The sequence below is a fragment of the Corynebacterium ihumii genome (assembly GCF_028609825.1).
Classification (GTDB): Bacteria; Actinomycetota; Actinomycetes; order Mycobacteriales; family Mycobacteriaceae; genus Corynebacterium; species Corynebacterium afermentans.
In genome coordinates, this window is the sequence record NZ_CP063190.1 from 1698280 (window position 1) to 1714373 (window position 16094).

Consider the following 16094-nt stretch of genomic DNA (forward strand, 5'->3'; position numbering starts at 1 on the left):
CCAGCGTGCGGGCCTGAGCTTTGGCACAATGCGTGGCGTGACCAACGCTCAATTGCTGCACGCCCTCGCCGAGTCCTATGGTTTCGGCACGTCCTACCGCGCCTCGAACGGGCTGGTCGCCGAGCCTCCCGCCGAGTCCTTTATCAAGCTGCTGCGAGCCTTGGGGCTTTCGCTTCACGACGACCCGTCGGACGAAGAACTCCAATTCCACCTCGATGCCCGCCGGGAATTCTGGGCGACAAGGCCCATGCCGCCGTGCGTCGTAGCCACCGAGGGCGCGGAGGAGCACTTCAACGTGCACGTCCACGACGGGCACTACGCGCACTGCTGGATCCGGCTGGAAGACGGCTCCTCGCGCGACGCCTACCAGGACGAGAACTGGGCGGCACCGTGTACCGCCGCCGACGGTGTGGTGTGGGGCGAGGCCACGTTCCACGTGCCGGGCGACCTGCCCGCCGGCTACCACGAGCTGCACTTGGAGTCCGACAACTTGGACGAGGTCTGCCCGCTGATCGTGGTGCCGGAAACCTTGTCCACCACCGCCGAGGTTGTGCAGGACCCAGTGTGGGGTGTGATGGCGCAGCTGTACTCGGTGCGCTCGCTGGAGTCCTGGGGCATCGGCGACTTCAACGACCTAGGCGCGATTGCCGAGGCGGTGGCGGCCGAGGGCGCGGACTACCTGCTGATCAACCCGGTGCACGCCGCCGAACCCGTCCCGCCGATCGAGGACTCGCCGTATCTGCCCACCTCCCGCCGGTTTATCAACCCCATCTACATCGCGGTGGAGCAGGTGCCGGAGTATGGGCTGTTGGACGAGGGGGACCGGAGGGACGTCGAGAAGCTTGCTGCGGAATTCAAGGCGATGAACCACACCGCGCAGCCGTTGGAGCGCGACCGGATTTTCGCCGCGAAGCTGGCGGCGCTGCGCACGCTGTTTTACCTCTCGGCGGCGGACGAGGCGCGCACGCGGGACTTCGAGCTGTTCTGCCTGGACGAAGGCGAGGGGCTGCGCCAGTTCGCCGAGTGGTGCGCAGCGCAGGCGAGCGAGTCGGAGCACCACGGCGCGCCGAAGCACGCGGGGCGCGACCCGCAGGAGCTGGTGCAGTTCCACATGTGGCTGCAGTTCATCGCCGACGAGCAACGCCGCGCGGCGCAAGAGCGCGCGGTGGCGGCCGGGATGCGGCTGGGGATCATGACGGACCTGGCGGTGGGCATCCACCCCGGCGGGGCCGATGCGGCGACGTTGCACGAGGTGCTGGTTCCCGACGCCTCGGTGGGCGCGCCGCCGGACCAGTACTCGCAGCAGGGTCAGGACTGGTCGCAGCCGCCGTGGAACCCGCAGCAGCTGGCGGAGGCCGGCTACGGGCCGTGGCGCGACCTTTTGCGCACGGTGCTGCGCCACTCCGGCGGCATCCGCGTCGACCACGTGCTGGGTCTATTCCGCCTGTTCTGGCTGCCGCGCATGGACACCCCGATGCACGGCGCGTACATGAACTACGACTTCGAGGCCATGGTCGGCGTGCTCGTGCTGGAGGCGCAGCGCGCGGGTGCTGTGGTGGTGGGCGAAGACCTGGGCACGTTCGAGCCGTGGGTGCAGGACGTGCTCCGCGACAAGGGCATCCTCGGCACCTCCGTGCTGTGGTTCGAGTCCGTGCCGCCGGAGGCGCCGCGCCCGTCGCAGCAGTACCGCAACCTGGCGCTGACCGCCGTGGGCACCCACGACCTGCCGCCCACCGCCGGGTACCTGGAGGGCGCGCACAACGCGCTGCGCCACAAGCTCGGGCTGGTCAAAGAGTCGCTGGAGGAGCTCAACGCCACCGACGCGGTGTGGATCTCGCAGGTGCTCGCCGCCGCCCAGGCGGAGAGGGCGTTCAACGGCACACCGCTGGCCGAGGTGAACTTCCTCGACCGGGACCTTGGCGAGTACGACGACGTGGACACCCTCGTCGAGGGGCTGACCCGCTTTGTCGCCTCTACCCCGTCCGCGATGACCTGCACGAACCTGGTGGACATGGTGGGCGACACCCGCATTCAAAACCAGCCGGGCACCAACCGCGAGATGTACTCGAACTGGTGCATTCCGCTTTGCGACGCCTCCGGTACCCCCGTCCTCATCGAAGACCTCCCCGACGTCGCGCTGTTTCAGCGCATCGCGGCCGCGAGCGCGCGTTAGAGCGCCCCGGCCAGCGCCGCGACGACGACGAGCGCGATGAGCACCCACATCACCTGGGTCACCCGCGACTGCGGGTACTTGCGCTGCTGCTTGGGCAGCTTCTGATCCTGCTTGCGCAGCTCTTCCGGGTTGGCCATGGTGCCCAAGCCTAGCGCTGCCGGCTAGTGGCGGGAAAACAGGCGCACGGCGGCCCGCCCGGCGCCGTCGACGATGCGCAGCAGCGCGTAGCCGGCCACGGTGCACAACGGTGCCGCAATTGCCAGGATCGCCGGGACCTGCAGCCAGGGGCTTAAACCCATCACCCAGCCGAGCAACACGCTGCTCATCAGATCAGGCCCATCATGTAGCCGATCGCCGGCACGAGCGCCGCCACGGCAGCCACGATGCCGAGGGTGATCAGCAGCGCATTGGCAACGCTGCGGTCGCGGGTCTCCTCCGCGGTGTTCTCGCTGCTTTGCGCCTCGTCCTCCGCTGGGGCCTCAGGCGTGACGACGGGCGCCTCACTCGGCACACTCGACGGCGTGGCCGCGCCGACCGGGATCGGCGCCTGCAACGTCGCGGCCGGGATCACCACCGACCGCTTCGTCGGCCCAGCAATGTGGATGGTGTTGCCCGATACGGAGGTCACGGCGGGCGACGGCTCGCGGGTGACCTCCGCAACGGGGGTCACCACCGTGCTGTGCACCGGGGACGGCGCCGCCGGCGTTTTCCTGCTCGGCGAGGGCGGCGTTGTCGTCGCAGCGAGGTGGGAGCGGAGGAAGGTGTCGATGCGGGCGTCGTCGTATAGCGCGCCACTTTGCAGGGAGCTGGCGCGCTCGAAGCCGACGATCTCCTCGCCGCTTTCGTCCACGAGCGCGTTCGCCCCGGACATCACGCCGACGAGCCCGCGGCCCGGCGCGTAAACCGGCCCGCCGGAGTCGCCGTAGTCCGGCATGCCGGGGGCGTCGAAGTAGATGGTTTTCTCGATCATGCCCACAAATGGCCCGCACGAGGCTTCGGTGGTGCCGCCGTGGGAGGCGTAGCCGTGGTAGCACAGGGTCTCGCCGGGTTCGAGATCCTGGATGGGCACGTACTCGCCGCCGTAGGGGTTTGCGCCGACTTCCACGCCGTTGAACCAGTAGATCACGGCCCAGTCGTTGGCGTTGGAGGCGCCGTAGTAGGCGGCGGCCGGGTAGATCATGCCGGCAGGGGTGGACATTTCGCGGCCTTTACTGTCGGCGAGGTAGACCAGCGAGCCGGTTTGCCAGGCGTAGTCGCCGTTGTCGGCGCAGTGGCCCGCGGTGTAGCTGCGGCGCTGCTCAGGGTCGTTGTAGCCGATTGTGCAGGCGGTGAGGGTGTCGTTGTGCTGGTTGTCCACGAACATGCGGGCGCCTTGCTTGACCACGAGACGCTCCGCCGCCGGCGCCTCCACCCCACCGACGAGACCAGAAGCTGCCAGCGCGGACGCCGCGGCGAGCGCGGCGACGCGTGCGCCCGCACGGGGGCGTCGCACTGTTGCGTCCGCCATACAGCTTTCCTTGTCTTGTCTTTTAAAGGTGGTTCGACTCCGAGAACTGTACAGCACCAAACTGCGGAAACGGTAGACGAGCGCAGCTACACGGCGCTACGCATCGGTGCCGGCGAGCCCGCGGCGCTCGAGCAGCGGGCGGGTGTCCTTGTCGCGGCCGCGGAAGGCGCGGTATGCCTCCGCGTAGTCGCGCGAGGAGCCCTTGGACAGGATCGTCTCGCGGAACTTCGCGCCGGTTTCCCGGTTGATGCCCTCCTCGGCGACGAGCTGGTAGCCGTCCGCGTCCAACGCCTCGGCCCACAGGTAGGAGTAGTAGCCCGCGGAATAGCCGCCGGCGAAGATGTGGTTGAACCAGGTGGAGCGGTAGCGCGGCTCCAACCCTTCAACGTCCAGGCCGAGCTCGCGCAGGACGTCTGCTTCGAAGGCGTCAATGTCCGAAGGGACGTCGCCAGGCAGCGAGTGCCACGCAAGGTCGATCGCTGAGGCCGCGAGGTACTCGGCGGTGGTGAAGCCCTGGCCGAACTGTCGCGAGGCGTCCATCGCCTCCAGCAGCGGCGCCGGGATGACCTCGCCGGTGTCCACGTGGCGGGCGTAGTTGCGGGCGATCTCCGGGGCGAAAGCGTAGTTCTCGTTGATCTGGGAGGGAAACTCCACCCAGTCGCGCGGGACGTTGGTGCCGGAGTGCGAGGGGTAGCGCACGTCGGAAAGCAGGCCGTGCAGGGCGTGGCCGAACTCGTGGAACAGGGTGGTCACCTCGTCGATGGTGAGCAGGTTGGAGCTGATCGACATGACGTTGACCACAACCGGCTTCGTCCCGGCGAGGTGGGACTGGTCCACAAACGAGCTCATCCAGGCGCCGCCGCGTTTCGACGGGCGGGCGTTGTAGTCGGTGAGCAGCAGCCCGATGCCGGTGCCGTCTTCTTCCTTGACCTCCCAGACGTCCACGTCCTCGCGGTAGCCGGCGAGGTCGGAGCGCTTCTGAACCGTGATGCCGTAGAGCAGGTTCGCGGCATAGAACACGCCGTCGGTGAGCACCTGCTCGAGCGGGAAATACTTGCGCAGCTCCGCCTCGTCGATGCCCAGCTCCTCCTCGCGGCGCTTGGCCTGCCAGTACGGCCAGTCCGCGCCGCCGAGCTCCTCGCCGGCCAGTTCGCCGGCGAGCTTGCACTCGGCCTCGGCGTTCGCGGCCGCCGCCGGCGCCAGGTCGGCGATGAGCTGGCGCGCGGCCGCGGCGGTGCCGGCGGTCTCCTCCGCGATGACGTAGTCGGCGTGCGTGTCAAAGCCGAGCAGCTTCGCACGCTCCTGGCGCAGCGCCACCGATTCCAGCACGATGTCCGGGTTGGTGTCCTTGCCGCGGGCACGGGAGGCGTCGAAAAGCTTGTGACGCGCGGCAGACTCTTCGAGCTCCGATTGCAGCGCCTGGGTGGTGGGCAGCTCGATCGGCACCACGTAGCGCCCGCCGTCCTCGTAGGCGGCGAGCTGCCCCTCGGAGAGCCCCGCGAGCTCGTCGCGGGTGAACTCCACCGCGAGCTTCTTCGTGTCCGCCAGCAGGTTGCGGCCGAAGCGCTCGGACAGCTCGCTCAAGCGCCGGTTGATCTCCTGCAGGCGCGACTTGCCCGCGGCGTCCAGGTCGGCGCCGCGGCGGGTGAAGCGGCGCAGCAGCTCGTCGTGAAGCCTGCGCGACTCGGCGTCTTCCGGCACATCGACGCCCTTAATGCGCTGGTAGAGCGCGTCGTTCTGGTAGATCGAGTCCACGTGCGCAGACAGCTTCGGCACGATGCGGTCCGCCACCGCGTCGAACTCGTCGGTGGAATCGGTGCCCTGCAGGTTGAAGAACCAGGACATCACCCGGTCCAAGTCCTGCCCGGCCAACTCGAAGGCTTCGACGGTGTTCGCCCACGTCGCTTCCGCCGCCGTGGTGATGTCGGCGATTTCGGCGGCGTGGCGTTTGAGTGCCTCTTCAAACGCCGGCTCCACGTGCTCCAGCCGGATCGCGGCGAAGTCCGGCAGGTTGTACGGCAGGGTCGAGGGGGTCAGAAGCGGGTTTGTCATGGCGGTCAGTGTATGCGGATACGATCTGCCGCATGGGTGAAACGGAAATCACATGCGCGGCCGGCACCATCGTGGGCACCACCCGCGGCGGCAAACGCGTATTCGACGCCATCCCGTACCTCGCCGAGACCCGCCCCTTCGACGACCCGGCGCCCGTCGAGCAGGGATTGCTTATCGACGCCACCGCGCCGAACCCCAACGCCCTGGCCATCAGCACCCCGGCGAGCGCGCGGCCCGGCACGGACTGTCCCGTGATCGTGTGGCTCTCGCAGCCGGTGGAGCCGGGCGACGGCATCGTCCACGTGCACGTGCCCCACCGCCGAGGTTTCGAGGGCTTCCTCCCCTTCGCCGCGGACGCCATCGGGCACTTCCGCGGTGTGGCGGACGTCAAGCTCGCCCTGCGCTGGGTCCAGCAAAACATCGAGGCGTTCGGGGGTGATCCCACCAACGTCACCGTCGTCGGCGCCGGCGAGGAGGCCGCGGTGGCGCTGTGGCTGTGTCGGCGCGACCACTACGCCGGCGAGTTCCGCCGCGTGTGGGCCGCGGATCCGGTGTTCCCGCGCGCGCCGTACGAGAAACGTAAGTGGATCGTGCGCTACCTGCTGTCCGCGCCGCTGACGCGCGCCAAACTCAACGAGCTGGCGGAAAATCGGCCGGCGCGGCTTGGGCGGAGCTATCGTCGATACGCAAAGTGCTTCGGCCCGATGGGCCCGCAGCCTTACGACGCTGCCGAGCTCGCCGACCTCGCAACCGTGCGCGTCGAAGAAGCGCTGGACCCGCACGCGATCGCGGAATTTGCCCGCTAGTTGTTCAGGTTGCCCTTGAAGGTGACGTTGCCGATGGTGAACTCCGCGTCCCACAGGTTGCCGGTGGACACGTCGAAGGGGTACTTCGCGTTCACGGTCGCGCCCGGGCCCAGCGGGCGGTCCAGGCCCACGATGTCCACGCCGGCCTCCTCCGCGATGGGGACGAACTTCGCGTCCTTCATGTCCGGGTTCGAGGTGGAGTTGACGTTGTAGCGCAGCTTCGGCTCGAGGGCGTCCTCCGGCAGCGGGGCGTCCGACTCGTTGGTGATTGCCACCACCACGACCGAGCCGCCGTTCGGAGCGTAGGAAGAGCCCTGCCACTTGTAGGACAGCTCCATCGCCGGGTCCTTCACCCGTTCGCCGGTGGTTTCGTCGCTGACCAGCGGCTCCGCCTCGTTGACCTCGAAGGGCTTGCGCTGCACACCGATGCGGTCGTCGGCCTGACCCTGCGGGGCATCCTCGGCGGCGGTGACCTGGGTGGAGCTGACGGTGTCCTCCCCCATCTCGGCGTCCGCGCAGGCAGAAAGCGCCAAGGCGGCTGCCAGGGCTGTGGCGGCCAGGGCGGCCTTGGGGCGGCGGGTGCGGTGGGACATGTGCGCCTCTTCTGTTGTCGCGGTGGTTTTGACAGTTCTGCCCCACTTTACAGCCCTAGTAGGGTGTCGAAATTATGCAGTCTTTGATGCGCGTTATCCGCAGCGCTTCCGCCCTCTGGCCGTTCTATATCGCCGTTGTGGCGGTCTCGACGCTGGTGGCGGGTTTGGGGTTGGTCTCGCCGTTTCTGATTCGGGAGGCGACGGACACCATCGTGGCCAAGCTTGGCGACGCTTCCCTGCCCGACCCCACCCGCACCGTCATCTGGCTCGCCGTGGCACTCTTCGCCGCCGAGGCGTTGGCCTCAGTGCTGCGCAACGTCTCCGGCTACCTGGGCGACGTGATGGTCGCCCGGATCCGCCAGATCCTGTCCACCCGGTACTTTGCCAAGCTGCTGGCGCTGCCGCAGCGCTACTACGACAACCAGGTCACCGGCACGATCATCGCCCGGCTGGACCGCTCAATCGCCAACGTCACGCAGTTCATCCAGTCCTTCACCAACAATTTCCTGCCCATGCTGATGCAGGTGGTGGCGATTTTGGTCATCACCGCCTACTACTACTGGCCGCTGACGGTGCTGCTGGCCCTGCTGTTCCCGCTCTACACCTGGCTCACCGCGCTGACGTCGAAGCGCTGGCAGGTGTTTGAGAAGAACAAAAACGCCAACATTGACGAAGGCAACGGCCGCTTCGCCGAGGTCGTGGGCCAGGTGAAGGTGACCAAGTCCTACGGCGCCGAGGTGCGCGAGCTGGAGAAGTTCGGCCGCCACTACACCAACACCGTGGACATCACCCGCCCCCAGTCGCGCTGGTGGCACTCCATGGACACGCTGCGCGGCGTGGCCATGAACCTGATTTTCCTGGGCATCTACCTCATCTTGTTCACCCGCACCCTGGACGGGCACTTCACGGTCGGCGAGATGGTCATGCTCATCCAGATGGTCACCATGGCGCGCCAGCCGGTGACGATGATGAGCTGGATCGTGGATTCCGCGCAGCGCGCCATCGCCGGCTCGCGCGACTACTTCAAGGTGATGGACGAGCCGGTCGAGCCGACCGCGAACCGGCAGCTCGTCGAGGCGACGAAGGCGTCGGACATGCCGGAGGTCGTCGCTAAGCAGCAGGCTCCTTTGCAGGTGCGCGAGCCGGTCATCGCTTTCGAGGACGTCACCTTCGAGTACATGGAGGGCGAGCCGGTGCTTCACGACGTCAACTTCGCCGCCCACGAGGGCGAAACCATCGCGCTCGTTGGCGAATCCGGCGGCGGCAAGTCCACCATTGTGAACCTGCTTTTGGGGCTCTACCCCATCACCCGCGGCCGGCTGCGCGTGTGCGGCGAGGAGCTGTCCGAGCTGGACGTCGAAAAACTGCGTGCCACCACCGGCGTGGTGTTCCAGGAGGCCGCGCTGTTTTCCGGCTCGGTGTTTGAAAACATCGCCTACGGCAAGCCGGACGCCACGCTCGAGGAGGTTGTGGAGGTGGCGAAGCGGGCCAACGCGCACGAGTTCATCATGAAGTTCACCGACGGCTACGACACCGTCATCGGCGAGCGCGGCCTGCGGCTTTCCGGCGGGCAGCGCCAGCGCGTGGCCGTCGCGCGCGCAATGCTCAAAGACGCGCCGATTCTGATCCTGGACGAGGCCACCTCCGCCCTGGACACCAAGGCCGAGCGCGCCGTGCAGGCCGGCCTGGACCAGCTGATGGAGGGCCGCACCACCATCATGATCGCGCACCGTTTGTCCACCATCGCTGGGGTGGACACGATCATCACACTTCGCGACGGCCACGTCGACGAAATCGGCTCGCCTTCCGAACTGGCCGTCTCCGGCGGCATCTACTCCGAGCTGTTGCGCCTGACCGCGTCGTCCTCCGCCGCGGACCGGAAGCGCCTCAAGGCGTTCGGGTTCCACGTCGACGGCGGGGAGTAGGCACTTGCCCGCGGACGGGGCGCTTACCCCCTAATATGCCCATCTGTGCGAAAACTCATCCTTTCGGTGCCGATGATGGCGGTGGCGCTCATCCTGTGCCTGGCCAGCTTGCTGGTGGGCTGGTACCAGCACAGTTACGTGCCCTTCTACACCACGGACCGGCGCGATGTAGAGGATTTTTTGGTCTACTACCGCGGCGCGAAAGCGTTCTGGGACAGCCCGAACGTTTACGAGTCCCTGATCAACACCGGCACGGCGGGAGAGCTGCCGTACTCCTACCCGCCGTCGTCGCTGCTGTTCTTTTCCCCGCTGACGCTGTTCGGGGAGACGGTGGGCCTGGTGTTGTTTTCGCTGGTGTCGCTGGCGGCACTCTGGTGGGTAATCACGCTCACGCTGCGCAGGTGCCGCATCGACGATGCCGGCAAGTGGGCGCTGGTGGCGCTGCCGCTCGCGTTCTGGATCGACCCGATCCACAACACCTTCCACCACGGCCAGGTCAACATCGTGCTCATGGCGCTGGTGCTCACGGACCTGTGGTGGGACTCGCCGAAGCGTAAGTACCTGCCCACGGGCGTGCTCACCGGCGTCGCCGCCGCGGTGAAGATGACGCCGGCCCTGTTCGGGCTGTACTTCATCTTTACCCGCAACTGGAAAGCGCTGGCCGCGACGTTTCTCACCGGCGTGATGTCGCTGGGGGTTGCGGGTGCGGTGAAACCGGCGGCGCTGGGGTACTACTTCACCACCCAGATCGGGCAGATGTCCGGTGTGCTGGGACTGAACCGCGCGCACAACCAGTCCGCCCGCGGCCTGGTCGCCCGCTTCGTGCCGGCAGACGCGCAGACGTACTTCACCGCGATCATGTTCGCCGGCATCCTCGCCCTTGCGCTTTTGGCGCTGCGCAGCCTGCTCGCCGCGCGCGCCAACGAGGCGGCGGTGCTATGCGTCGCGCTGCTGTCGCTGCTCGTCGCCCCGATTACCTGGCAGCACCACTACGTGTGGGTGGTTCCGCTGTGCATCGTCATGGCCGTCGGCGGCATCCGCAACGCCAACCCGTGGCCGCCGTTTCTGGTGGCGGTGTATTTGACCATCTCCACGATCTTCATCCCGCACAAGCAGATCCTGAACCCGATGGCCACCACGCCGGACTCGTACACCGTGCGCGACTTGGCGCAGTCCAGCCTGGTCGTGTGGGCGATTCTGGTGGTGTTTGTGATGTGGGTGCAGGCGCGGGGCTTCGTGCTCGTCGATAGGCAAAAGCCCCTGCGTTTTACCCAGTTCGTGGCCTTTCCGCCGCTGGTGGCCTACGCGGTGCTGAGTACCTTTGCCACGGCGTGGTGGCGCAAGATGGAATCGCCGATGCTGTCGGCCTACGAGGGCGTGTTCCACCCGCTGGAGCATCTGCAGATGCTGCGCGGGGCGGGCGACGGTTTCTTCGCCGAGCCAGACATCTACTCGGTGGCGTTTAGCTACCCCGACGGGCGGCAAGACTACTTCCTGCATCCCCCGGTGACCATGCTGTTTGGCAAGCTGCTCGGCGCCGGCGAGATGGGCACGTGGGAGGCGTTGCACACCATCGCGGGCACGCTGGCGGTGTGGTGGATCATCTACCTGCTGTTCAAGCGGTTCCGGTGGCCGTCGCCGGTCGCGTGCGCGACGGTGCTGCTGGCGGCGGTGCTGTGGCTGGACCCGGTGCGGTTCAACTTCTACTACGGCGAGCTGACTATCTTCGCCGTGGCGTTCGTGGCGACGGACCTGTGGTGGACCCGCCCCGGGCAGTGGCAGCGCTGGGTGCCTGAAGGCCTGCTCACCGGCATCGCCGCGGCGTTTACCCTGCGGCCTGCGGTCTTCGCGCTGTATTTCCTCTTCCGCAAGGACTACCGGGCGCTCGGCTGGATGGCGGGCGCGTTCGCGTCCTTCACCGCGCTCGGTGCGGTGGCGCGCCCGGGCATGACAGCCGCGTATTTCACCGACTACGTGCTGCACATCGGCGAGCGCTACGACCTTTCCCAGGCACAGAACCTCACGCTGTTCGGCGCGGCCCAGCGGTTCACGGACGCAGACGGCGCGAGCGCGCTCTGGGTGCTCGCGGTCCTTGCCGCCGGCGGCGCGCTGATCTACGCCGCCCGCGTTTTTATTCAGCGCGGCGAGGCACCGATGGCGGCACTCAGCCTCGCACTGGTGGCACTCACCGCATCCTCCTGGGCCCCGCCGTACGCGTGGGCGTGGATGCTGCCGGGCGTGTTCATCATCGGCGAGTTCGCGTGGCGCCGCCGCGACATCCCCGCGCTGCTGACCACCCTTGTCTACCTGGGGCTTTCCACCGTGTTCGTGCCGCATTCGCAGTTCAAGAACATGGACACGATCGACGGGCGCGACCGGGTCATCGGCGACTGGGTCATGTCGTCCGTGGTGTGGTGGACGCTGCTCGCCGCCGCGGTGTTCGCCGTGTGGACCTCCAAGCATGTCAAGAGCGATGATGGCTACCGTGGGCCCCATGCAATTCCCCGACCTTCACACCCTGCAAGCCCGCGGCACGAGGAAGTGGACGCAGTTCAACCCTGACGTGCTGCCGTTGTTTATCGCGGAGAGCGATTTTCCCACCGCGCCCGCTGTGAAGCAGGCGATCGTGGATGCGGCCGAGCGCGAGATGTTCGGCTACACGCCCGCCCCGCACGCGCACCGGCTGGGCGAGGCGGTCGCCGGCTTCTACGCGGACCGTTACGGCTGGCGCCCGGACGCGGAGAAGATTTTCCCGGTCGCGGACGTGGTGCACGGCGTAATGCTGGCCATCCAGTACTTCACCGAGGGCGATGTGGTGGTCCCGGTTCCCGCCTACTTCCCGTTTTTGGATGTTGCGGAGGTCGCGGGGCGCAAGCGTGTCGACGTCGGCTCCGCCGGCGGCCTCAACCTGGCCGAGGTCGAGGCCGCGTTTGCCAACGGCGCGGGCAGCATCATCGTGACCAACCCGTTCAACCCGGGCGGCTACGTGTTCACCGAGGAGCAGCTCGACGAGGTCTGCGCGCTGGCGCGCAAGTACAACGCCCGGGTGATCGTGGACGAGATCCACGCCCCGCTGGTCTACGACGTCACCCACGTCTGCGCCGCGGCGAACAACCCGGACGTGTGCATCACGGTCACCGCCACCTCCAAGGCGTGGAACGTCGCGGGGCTGAAGTGCGCGCAGATGATCTTCCCCAACGACGAGGACGCCCAAACCTGGAACGCGATGTCGGGCGTGGCCAAGGACGGCGTGGGCACCCTGGGCATCGTCGCGGCGGAGGCCTGCTACGACCACGGCCGCGAGTTCTTGGACGAGGAGATCGCCCAGCTCAAGGCCAACCGCGACTGGCTGGTAGAAAACCTGCCGAAGGCGGTGCCGGGCATCGAGATTGAGGTGCCGGCGGCGACCTACCTGATGTTTTTGAATTTCAAGAACACCAAGCTTGTCGACGAAAAACCTGCCGCGTGGCTGCGCCGCCACGCCAAGGTGGCCATGAACGAGGGAATGGACTTCGGCCCCGGCGGCGAGCACCGCGCGCGGATGAACTTCGCCACCTCCCCGGAGATCCTCGAAGAGGCGGTGCGGCGGATTGGCGGAGCCGTCGCAAAGCTTTAGCGTTTCACTTTATGAAACCTTATTCCCATCTAGCGGTCGGATGGTTTAGACTCTAGGGAACTTCAACCCAATTAGAGAGGACCAACCATGGGCTCCACAGTGGTGTCACAGCCTGAAGGTGGCTCGCAGCGCTCCGCCAGCGCGATCGTTGTCACCAGCCTCGCGCTGTTTTCGATGTTCTTCGGCGCGGGCAACCTCATCTTCCCGCCCATGCTGGCCGTGGAAGCCGGCGACAACTTCTGGCCGGCGCTCATCGGCTTCCTCGCCACCGCTTCCCTGCTTCCGGTGCTGGCCGTGATCGCCATCGCGCTGTCCGGCTCGAACCTCCGCGACCTGGCGCAGCGCGCCGGCTCCATCTTCGGCGTAGTCTTCCCGGTGCTGGCGTACCTGTCCATCGGCGCGTTTTACGCGCTGCCGCGCACCGGCGCCGTCTCCTTTGAAACGGCGATCACCCCGCTGTTCGGCCTCGAATCCTTCGCGGCCTCCGCCGTGTTCAACGTGGTGTTTTTCGGCGTTGCCCTGGCGCTGAGCTGGAACCCCACCACCATCATGGAAAAACTGGGCAAATTCCTCACCCCGGCACTTCTAGTGCTGTTGGCCGTGATGATCTCGGTGTCCGCGTTCCGCTGGAGCGCCGAACCGGCCGCGCCGAACGAGCCGTACGACGACGGCCCGCTGTCCGCCGGCTTGCTCGAGGGCTACCTCACCATGGATTCCATCGCCGCACTGGCGTTTTCCATCGTGGTCATTTCCACCCTGCGCCACCGCGGCTTCAGCGAGGGCAAGCAGCTTGTCAACGGCACCATCACCGCCGGTGTGGGCGCCGGCCTGATGCTGGGCCTGGTCTACATCGGCTTGGGGCTGATCGGCCGCGTCATGCCGAACGCCAGCGAGTTCGACAACGGTGCCGGGCTGCTGGCTGAGGCCGCCAACCTGACCATGGGCGGTGCTGGCCAGGCCGTGTTCTCCGCCATCGTGCTACTGGCCTGCCTGACCACTGCGGTGGGCCTGATCACCGCAACCGGCGAGTACTTCTCCGAGCAGTTCGCAGGCTCCTACCGCCTCTGGGCCGTGATCTTCGCGGTTGCCTCCATGGTGATCGCCACCCAGGGCCTGGAGTTCGTGATGGCCATTGCCGCGCCGGTGATCGGCTTCCTTTACCCGCCGGCGATCACCTTGATCGCGTTGACGCTCATCGAGCCGGCCTTCCGCGGCCGCACCCGCTTCAGCTGGGCGTTCTTCCTGCCGCTGTGGACGGCCGTGGTGTGGTCCGCCATCGAGACGTTGATCTCGCTGGAGTGGGGCGCAGATGCCCTGACCCCGATTGTGCAGTGGGCGCCGATGTTCGACGCCGGGCTCGGCTGGGTTGTGCCGGTCCTCGTCGCCTTCGCCATCGGCCTTGTCGTGGACTTCGCCCGCCCCAAGCCCGCCATGATCCCGGGCACCATGGAGTCCGTCGAGGGCGAAGACCTGTCCGCGGAGGGCGACGCTGTCCCCGTCCTGCAAGCCAAGGACTAGTACGGTGGGGCGCATGAACGCCCCACTTTCTCTCATTGATTTCTGCACCCGCTACCCCGGCGAATCCGTCGGCGAAGCGACGCAGCGCTCCGTGGCCTTCGCCCAGCAGGCGGAGGCTTTGGGGTATTCGCGCATCTGGTACGCGGAGCACCACAACATGTCCAGCATCGTCTCCTCGTCACCGGCGGTGCTGATCAGCCACATCGGCGCGAAAACCAGCCGCATCCGCCTCGGCGCCGGCGGCGTGATGTTGCCGAACCACTCCCCGTACGTGATCGCCGAGCAGTTCGGCATGCTGGAGGAGCTTTACCCCGGCCGCATCGATCTGGGTCTCGGCCGCGCGCCGGGCACCGACCAGCAGACCCTGGGCCGGGCGCTGCGCCGGGACCCCCGCGCAGCCGAGAACTTCCCGCAGGACGTCCAGGAGCTGCAGGCGTGGCTGTCCAACACCTCGCCGCTTCCCGGTGTGACCGCGATGCCGGGTTTTAACACCAACGTGCCGCTGATCATCTTGGGCTCGTCCATGTTCGGCGCCTCCCTGGCCGCGCAGCTGGGTCTGCCGTACGCGTTCGCCTCCCACTTCGCCCCGCAGCACCTGGAGCAGGCCACCGCCTACTACCGCGACAACTACCAGCCGTCCGAGCGCCACCCGGAGCCGTACTGCATTGCGGCGGTCAACGTCACCGCCGCCGAGACCGAAGAGGACGCGAAGCGTCAGACGAAGGTGGTGCACCGCAACCGCGTGCGCGCGTTTATGGGCCGGCAGGGCAAGCAGCTTTCCGATGACCAGCTGGACACCGTGGTCAACTCCTACCAGGGCCGCCAGATCATCGACATGCTGCGCTACACCGCCGAGGGCACCGGCGAGCAGGTCGCCGAGTACCTGGAGGCGTTCCGGGAAGCCGCCCAGGCCGACGAGCTGATGATCTCCCTGCAGTCCGGCAGCCACGACGAGGTGAGCCGGTCCATGGAAATCCTCGCCGAAGCCTGGGGCTAACCGGCGGAACACCCCGGGGTTTGTGGGACAGACCTCCAACTACTAGGAGTTACGCTGTGGCTGGTTTAGTATCAAGTGTCGTTACATTCCCGGTTGTCTAAAAAGGACGTGATTCCGCCCATGGCGCAACTGCCCACCGGCCCACTTCGCCGCCCGCAGCAGCACGAAGAGATCGCGGACTACCTGCGCGACGAGATCTTCGCAGGCCACATTCCGGCCGGCGAGTCGCTGCCCAGCGAAGTCGAGCTGTGCGAGCAGTTCAACACCTCCCGCGGGCCGGTGCGCCAGGCGGTGGCCACATTGCGCGCCGAGGGGCTGTTGTCCTCCGGCCGCGGCCGCCGCTCGTTGGTGCTGTCCAGCACGCGCACCGAGACGTTCGAGGAGATTTTGTCCAACACCTCCTGGCTGTTTCGCATGGGCAAAGACCCCAGCGAGGACATGGAGCAGTTCGGCATGGACACCGCCAGTGAGGAATTGGCGGAGCACATGGGCATTAACCCGGGCGACGAGGTCTTCGTGGTCCGCCGCGTGCGCCGCGCCGACGGTGAGCCGGCGGTGATTGAGCGGATGGCATTTTTGCCGTCGCTGGCAGAGGTCATCGAAACGGTGGACACGTCCGAACAGTCAATCCACCGCGAGCTCATCCGCGCGAGCGCCGACTTCAACAACATCTCACGCGCCTTCACCATCGAGCAGGCGGACGCGGATACCGCCTCCAAGCTGGGCATTGCCGAAAATGCGCCGGTGCTGCGTGTGAAGATCAAGGCGCTGACCCACAACGGCGACGTGCTCGAAGCCGCCGAACACATCTTCCGCGTGGACAATCTCTCCTTCGGCCTGAACAACGTGCGCGGGCACTCCTCCCCGATCTGGTTCCAGACTGAATCCGAGATCCACTAACCTTTCC

13 protein-coding genes are annotated in these 16094 nt (G+C 67.0%); 8 read left to right on the forward strand and 5 right to left on the reverse strand.

The window, feature by feature from the left end:
• Positions 1-37 precede the first annotated feature (37 nt).
• A complete protein-coding gene (malQ, locus tag CIHUM_RS08270) occupies positions 38-2173 on the forward strand; it encodes a 4-alpha-glucanotransferase (protein ID WP_034999148.1) in 2136 nt (711 codons plus the stop codon).
• Here the strand turns inward: malQ and CIHUM_RS08275 are convergent.
• The 4 genes from CIHUM_RS08275 to CIHUM_RS08290 form a co-directional block, all read right to left on the reverse strand.
• Positions 2170-2310, reverse strand: a complete 141-nt coding sequence (locus tag CIHUM_RS08275; RefSeq protein WP_034998295.1) for a hypothetical protein — start codon at positions 2308-2310, stop codon at positions 2170-2172. The genes malQ and CIHUM_RS08275 overlap by 4 nt on opposite strands.
• A gap of 24 nt (positions 2311-2334) precedes the next feature.
• Positions 2335-2499, reverse strand: a complete 165-nt coding sequence (locus CIHUM_RS08280) for a hypothetical protein (RefSeq protein WP_158293367.1) — start codon at positions 2497-2499, stop codon at positions 2335-2337.
• Entirely contained in the window at positions 2499-3680 is a 1182-nt protein-coding gene (locus CIHUM_RS08285; RefSeq protein ID WP_034998294.1) for a chymotrypsin family serine protease, read from the reverse strand. Before CIHUM_RS08285 ends, CIHUM_RS08280 begins: the two co-directional genes overlap by 1 nt.
• Before the next feature lie 96 nt (positions 3681-3776).
• The gene (locus tag CIHUM_RS08290; protein WP_034998293.1) at positions 3777-5732 is read right to left on the reverse strand and encodes a M3 family metallopeptidase; all 1956 of its coding nucleotides are present in this window, start codon (positions 5730-5732) and stop codon (positions 3777-3779) included.
• 32 nt (positions 5733-5764) lie between these two features.
• Between CIHUM_RS08290 and CIHUM_RS08295 the strand changes: the two genes are divergently transcribed.
• Entirely contained in the window at positions 5765-6538 is a 774-nt protein-coding gene (locus tag CIHUM_RS08295; RefSeq protein ID WP_051106326.1) for a carboxylesterase family protein, read from the forward strand.
• Here the strand turns inward: CIHUM_RS08295 and CIHUM_RS08300 are convergent.
• The gene (locus CIHUM_RS08300; RefSeq protein ID WP_034998292.1) at positions 6535-7131 is read right to left on the reverse strand and encodes a hypothetical protein; all 597 of its coding nucleotides are present in this window, start codon (positions 7129-7131) and stop codon (positions 6535-6537) included. The genes CIHUM_RS08295 and CIHUM_RS08300 overlap by 4 nt on opposite strands.
• A 74-nt stretch (positions 7132-7205) precedes the next feature.
• On the opposite strand from CIHUM_RS08300, the gene CIHUM_RS08305 reads away from it, so the two are divergent.
• The 6 genes from CIHUM_RS08305 (at position 7206) to CIHUM_RS08330 (ending at position 16087) form a co-directional block, all read left to right on the forward strand.
• Complete coding sequence (locus tag CIHUM_RS08305) at positions 7206-9056, forward strand: ABC transporter ATP-binding protein (protein ID WP_034998290.1); 1851 nt, start codon at positions 7206-7208, stop codon at positions 9054-9056.
• A gap of 45 nt (positions 9057-9101) precedes the next feature.
• A complete protein-coding gene (locus tag CIHUM_RS08310; RefSeq protein ID WP_148363831.1) occupies positions 9102-11618 on the forward strand; it encodes a glycosyltransferase 87 family protein in 2517 nt (838 codons plus the stop codon).
• On the forward strand, positions 11551-12672 hold the full coding sequence (locus tag CIHUM_RS08315; protein WP_034999146.1) for a MalY/PatB family protein: 1122 nt from the start codon (positions 11551-11553) through the stop codon (positions 12670-12672). The genes CIHUM_RS08310 and CIHUM_RS08315 overlap by 68 nt, the downstream gene beginning before the upstream one ends.
• A gap of 87 nt (positions 12673-12759) precedes the next feature.
• On the forward strand, positions 12760-14190 hold the full coding sequence (brnQ, locus tag CIHUM_RS08320; protein WP_034998284.1) for a branched-chain amino acid transport system II carrier protein: 1431 nt from the start codon (positions 12760-12762) through the stop codon (positions 14188-14190).
• A gap of 13 nt (positions 14191-14203) precedes the next feature.
• The gene (locus CIHUM_RS08325) at positions 14204-15187 is read left to right on the forward strand and encodes an LLM class flavin-dependent oxidoreductase (RefSeq protein WP_034998282.1); all 984 of its coding nucleotides are present in this window, start codon (positions 14204-14206) and stop codon (positions 15185-15187) included.
• A gap of 120 nt (positions 15188-15307) precedes the next feature.
• Entirely contained in the window at positions 15308-16087 is a 780-nt protein-coding gene (locus tag CIHUM_RS08330) for a GntR family transcriptional regulator (RefSeq protein WP_034998280.1), read from the forward strand.
• Positions 16088-16094: the final 7 nt, after the last annotated feature.

Bases quoted from the DNA above. Each gene is read 5' to 3' on its own strand.
- CIHUM_RS08275 (WP_034998295.1), bottom strand. From the start codon at position 2,310: ATGGCCAACCCGGAAGAGCTGCGCAAGCAGGATCAGAAGCTGCCCAAG.
- CIHUM_RS08280 (WP_158293367.1), bottom strand. From the start codon at position 2,499: ATGAGCAGCGTGTTGCTCGGCTGGGTGATGGGTTTAAGCCCCTGGCTG.
- CIHUM_RS08285 (WP_034998294.1), bottom strand. From the start codon at position 3,680: ATGGCGGACGCAACAGTGCGACGCCCCCGTGCGGGCGCACGCGTCGCC.
- CIHUM_RS08290 (WP_034998293.1), bottom strand. From the start codon at position 5,732: ATGACAAACCCGCTTCTGACCCCCTCGACCCTGCCGTACAACCTGCCG.
- CIHUM_RS08295 (WP_051106326.1), top strand. From the start codon at position 5,765: ATGGGTGAAACGGAAATCACATGCGCGGCCGGCACCATCGTGGGCACC.
- CIHUM_RS08300 (WP_034998292.1), bottom strand. From the start codon at position 7,131: ATGTCCCACCGCACCCGCCGCCCCAAGGCCGCCCTGGCCGCCACAGCC.
- CIHUM_RS08305 (WP_034998290.1), top strand. From the start codon at position 7,206: ATGCAGTCTTTGATGCGCGTTATCCGCAGCGCTTCCGCCCTCTGGCCG.
- CIHUM_RS08315 (WP_034999146.1), top strand. From the start codon at position 11,551: ATGCAATTCCCCGACCTTCACACCCTGCAAGCCCGCGGCACGAGGAAG.
- brnQ (WP_034998284.1), top strand. From the start codon at position 12,760: ATGGGCTCCACAGTGGTGTCACAGCCTGAAGGTGGCTCGCAGCGCTCC.
- CIHUM_RS08325 (WP_034998282.1), top strand. From the start codon at position 14,204: ATGAACGCCCCACTTTCTCTCATTGATTTCTGCACCCGCTACCCCGGC.
- CIHUM_RS08330 (WP_034998280.1), top strand. From the start codon at position 15,308: ATGGCGCAACTGCCCACCGGCCCACTTCGCCGCCCGCAGCAGCACGAA.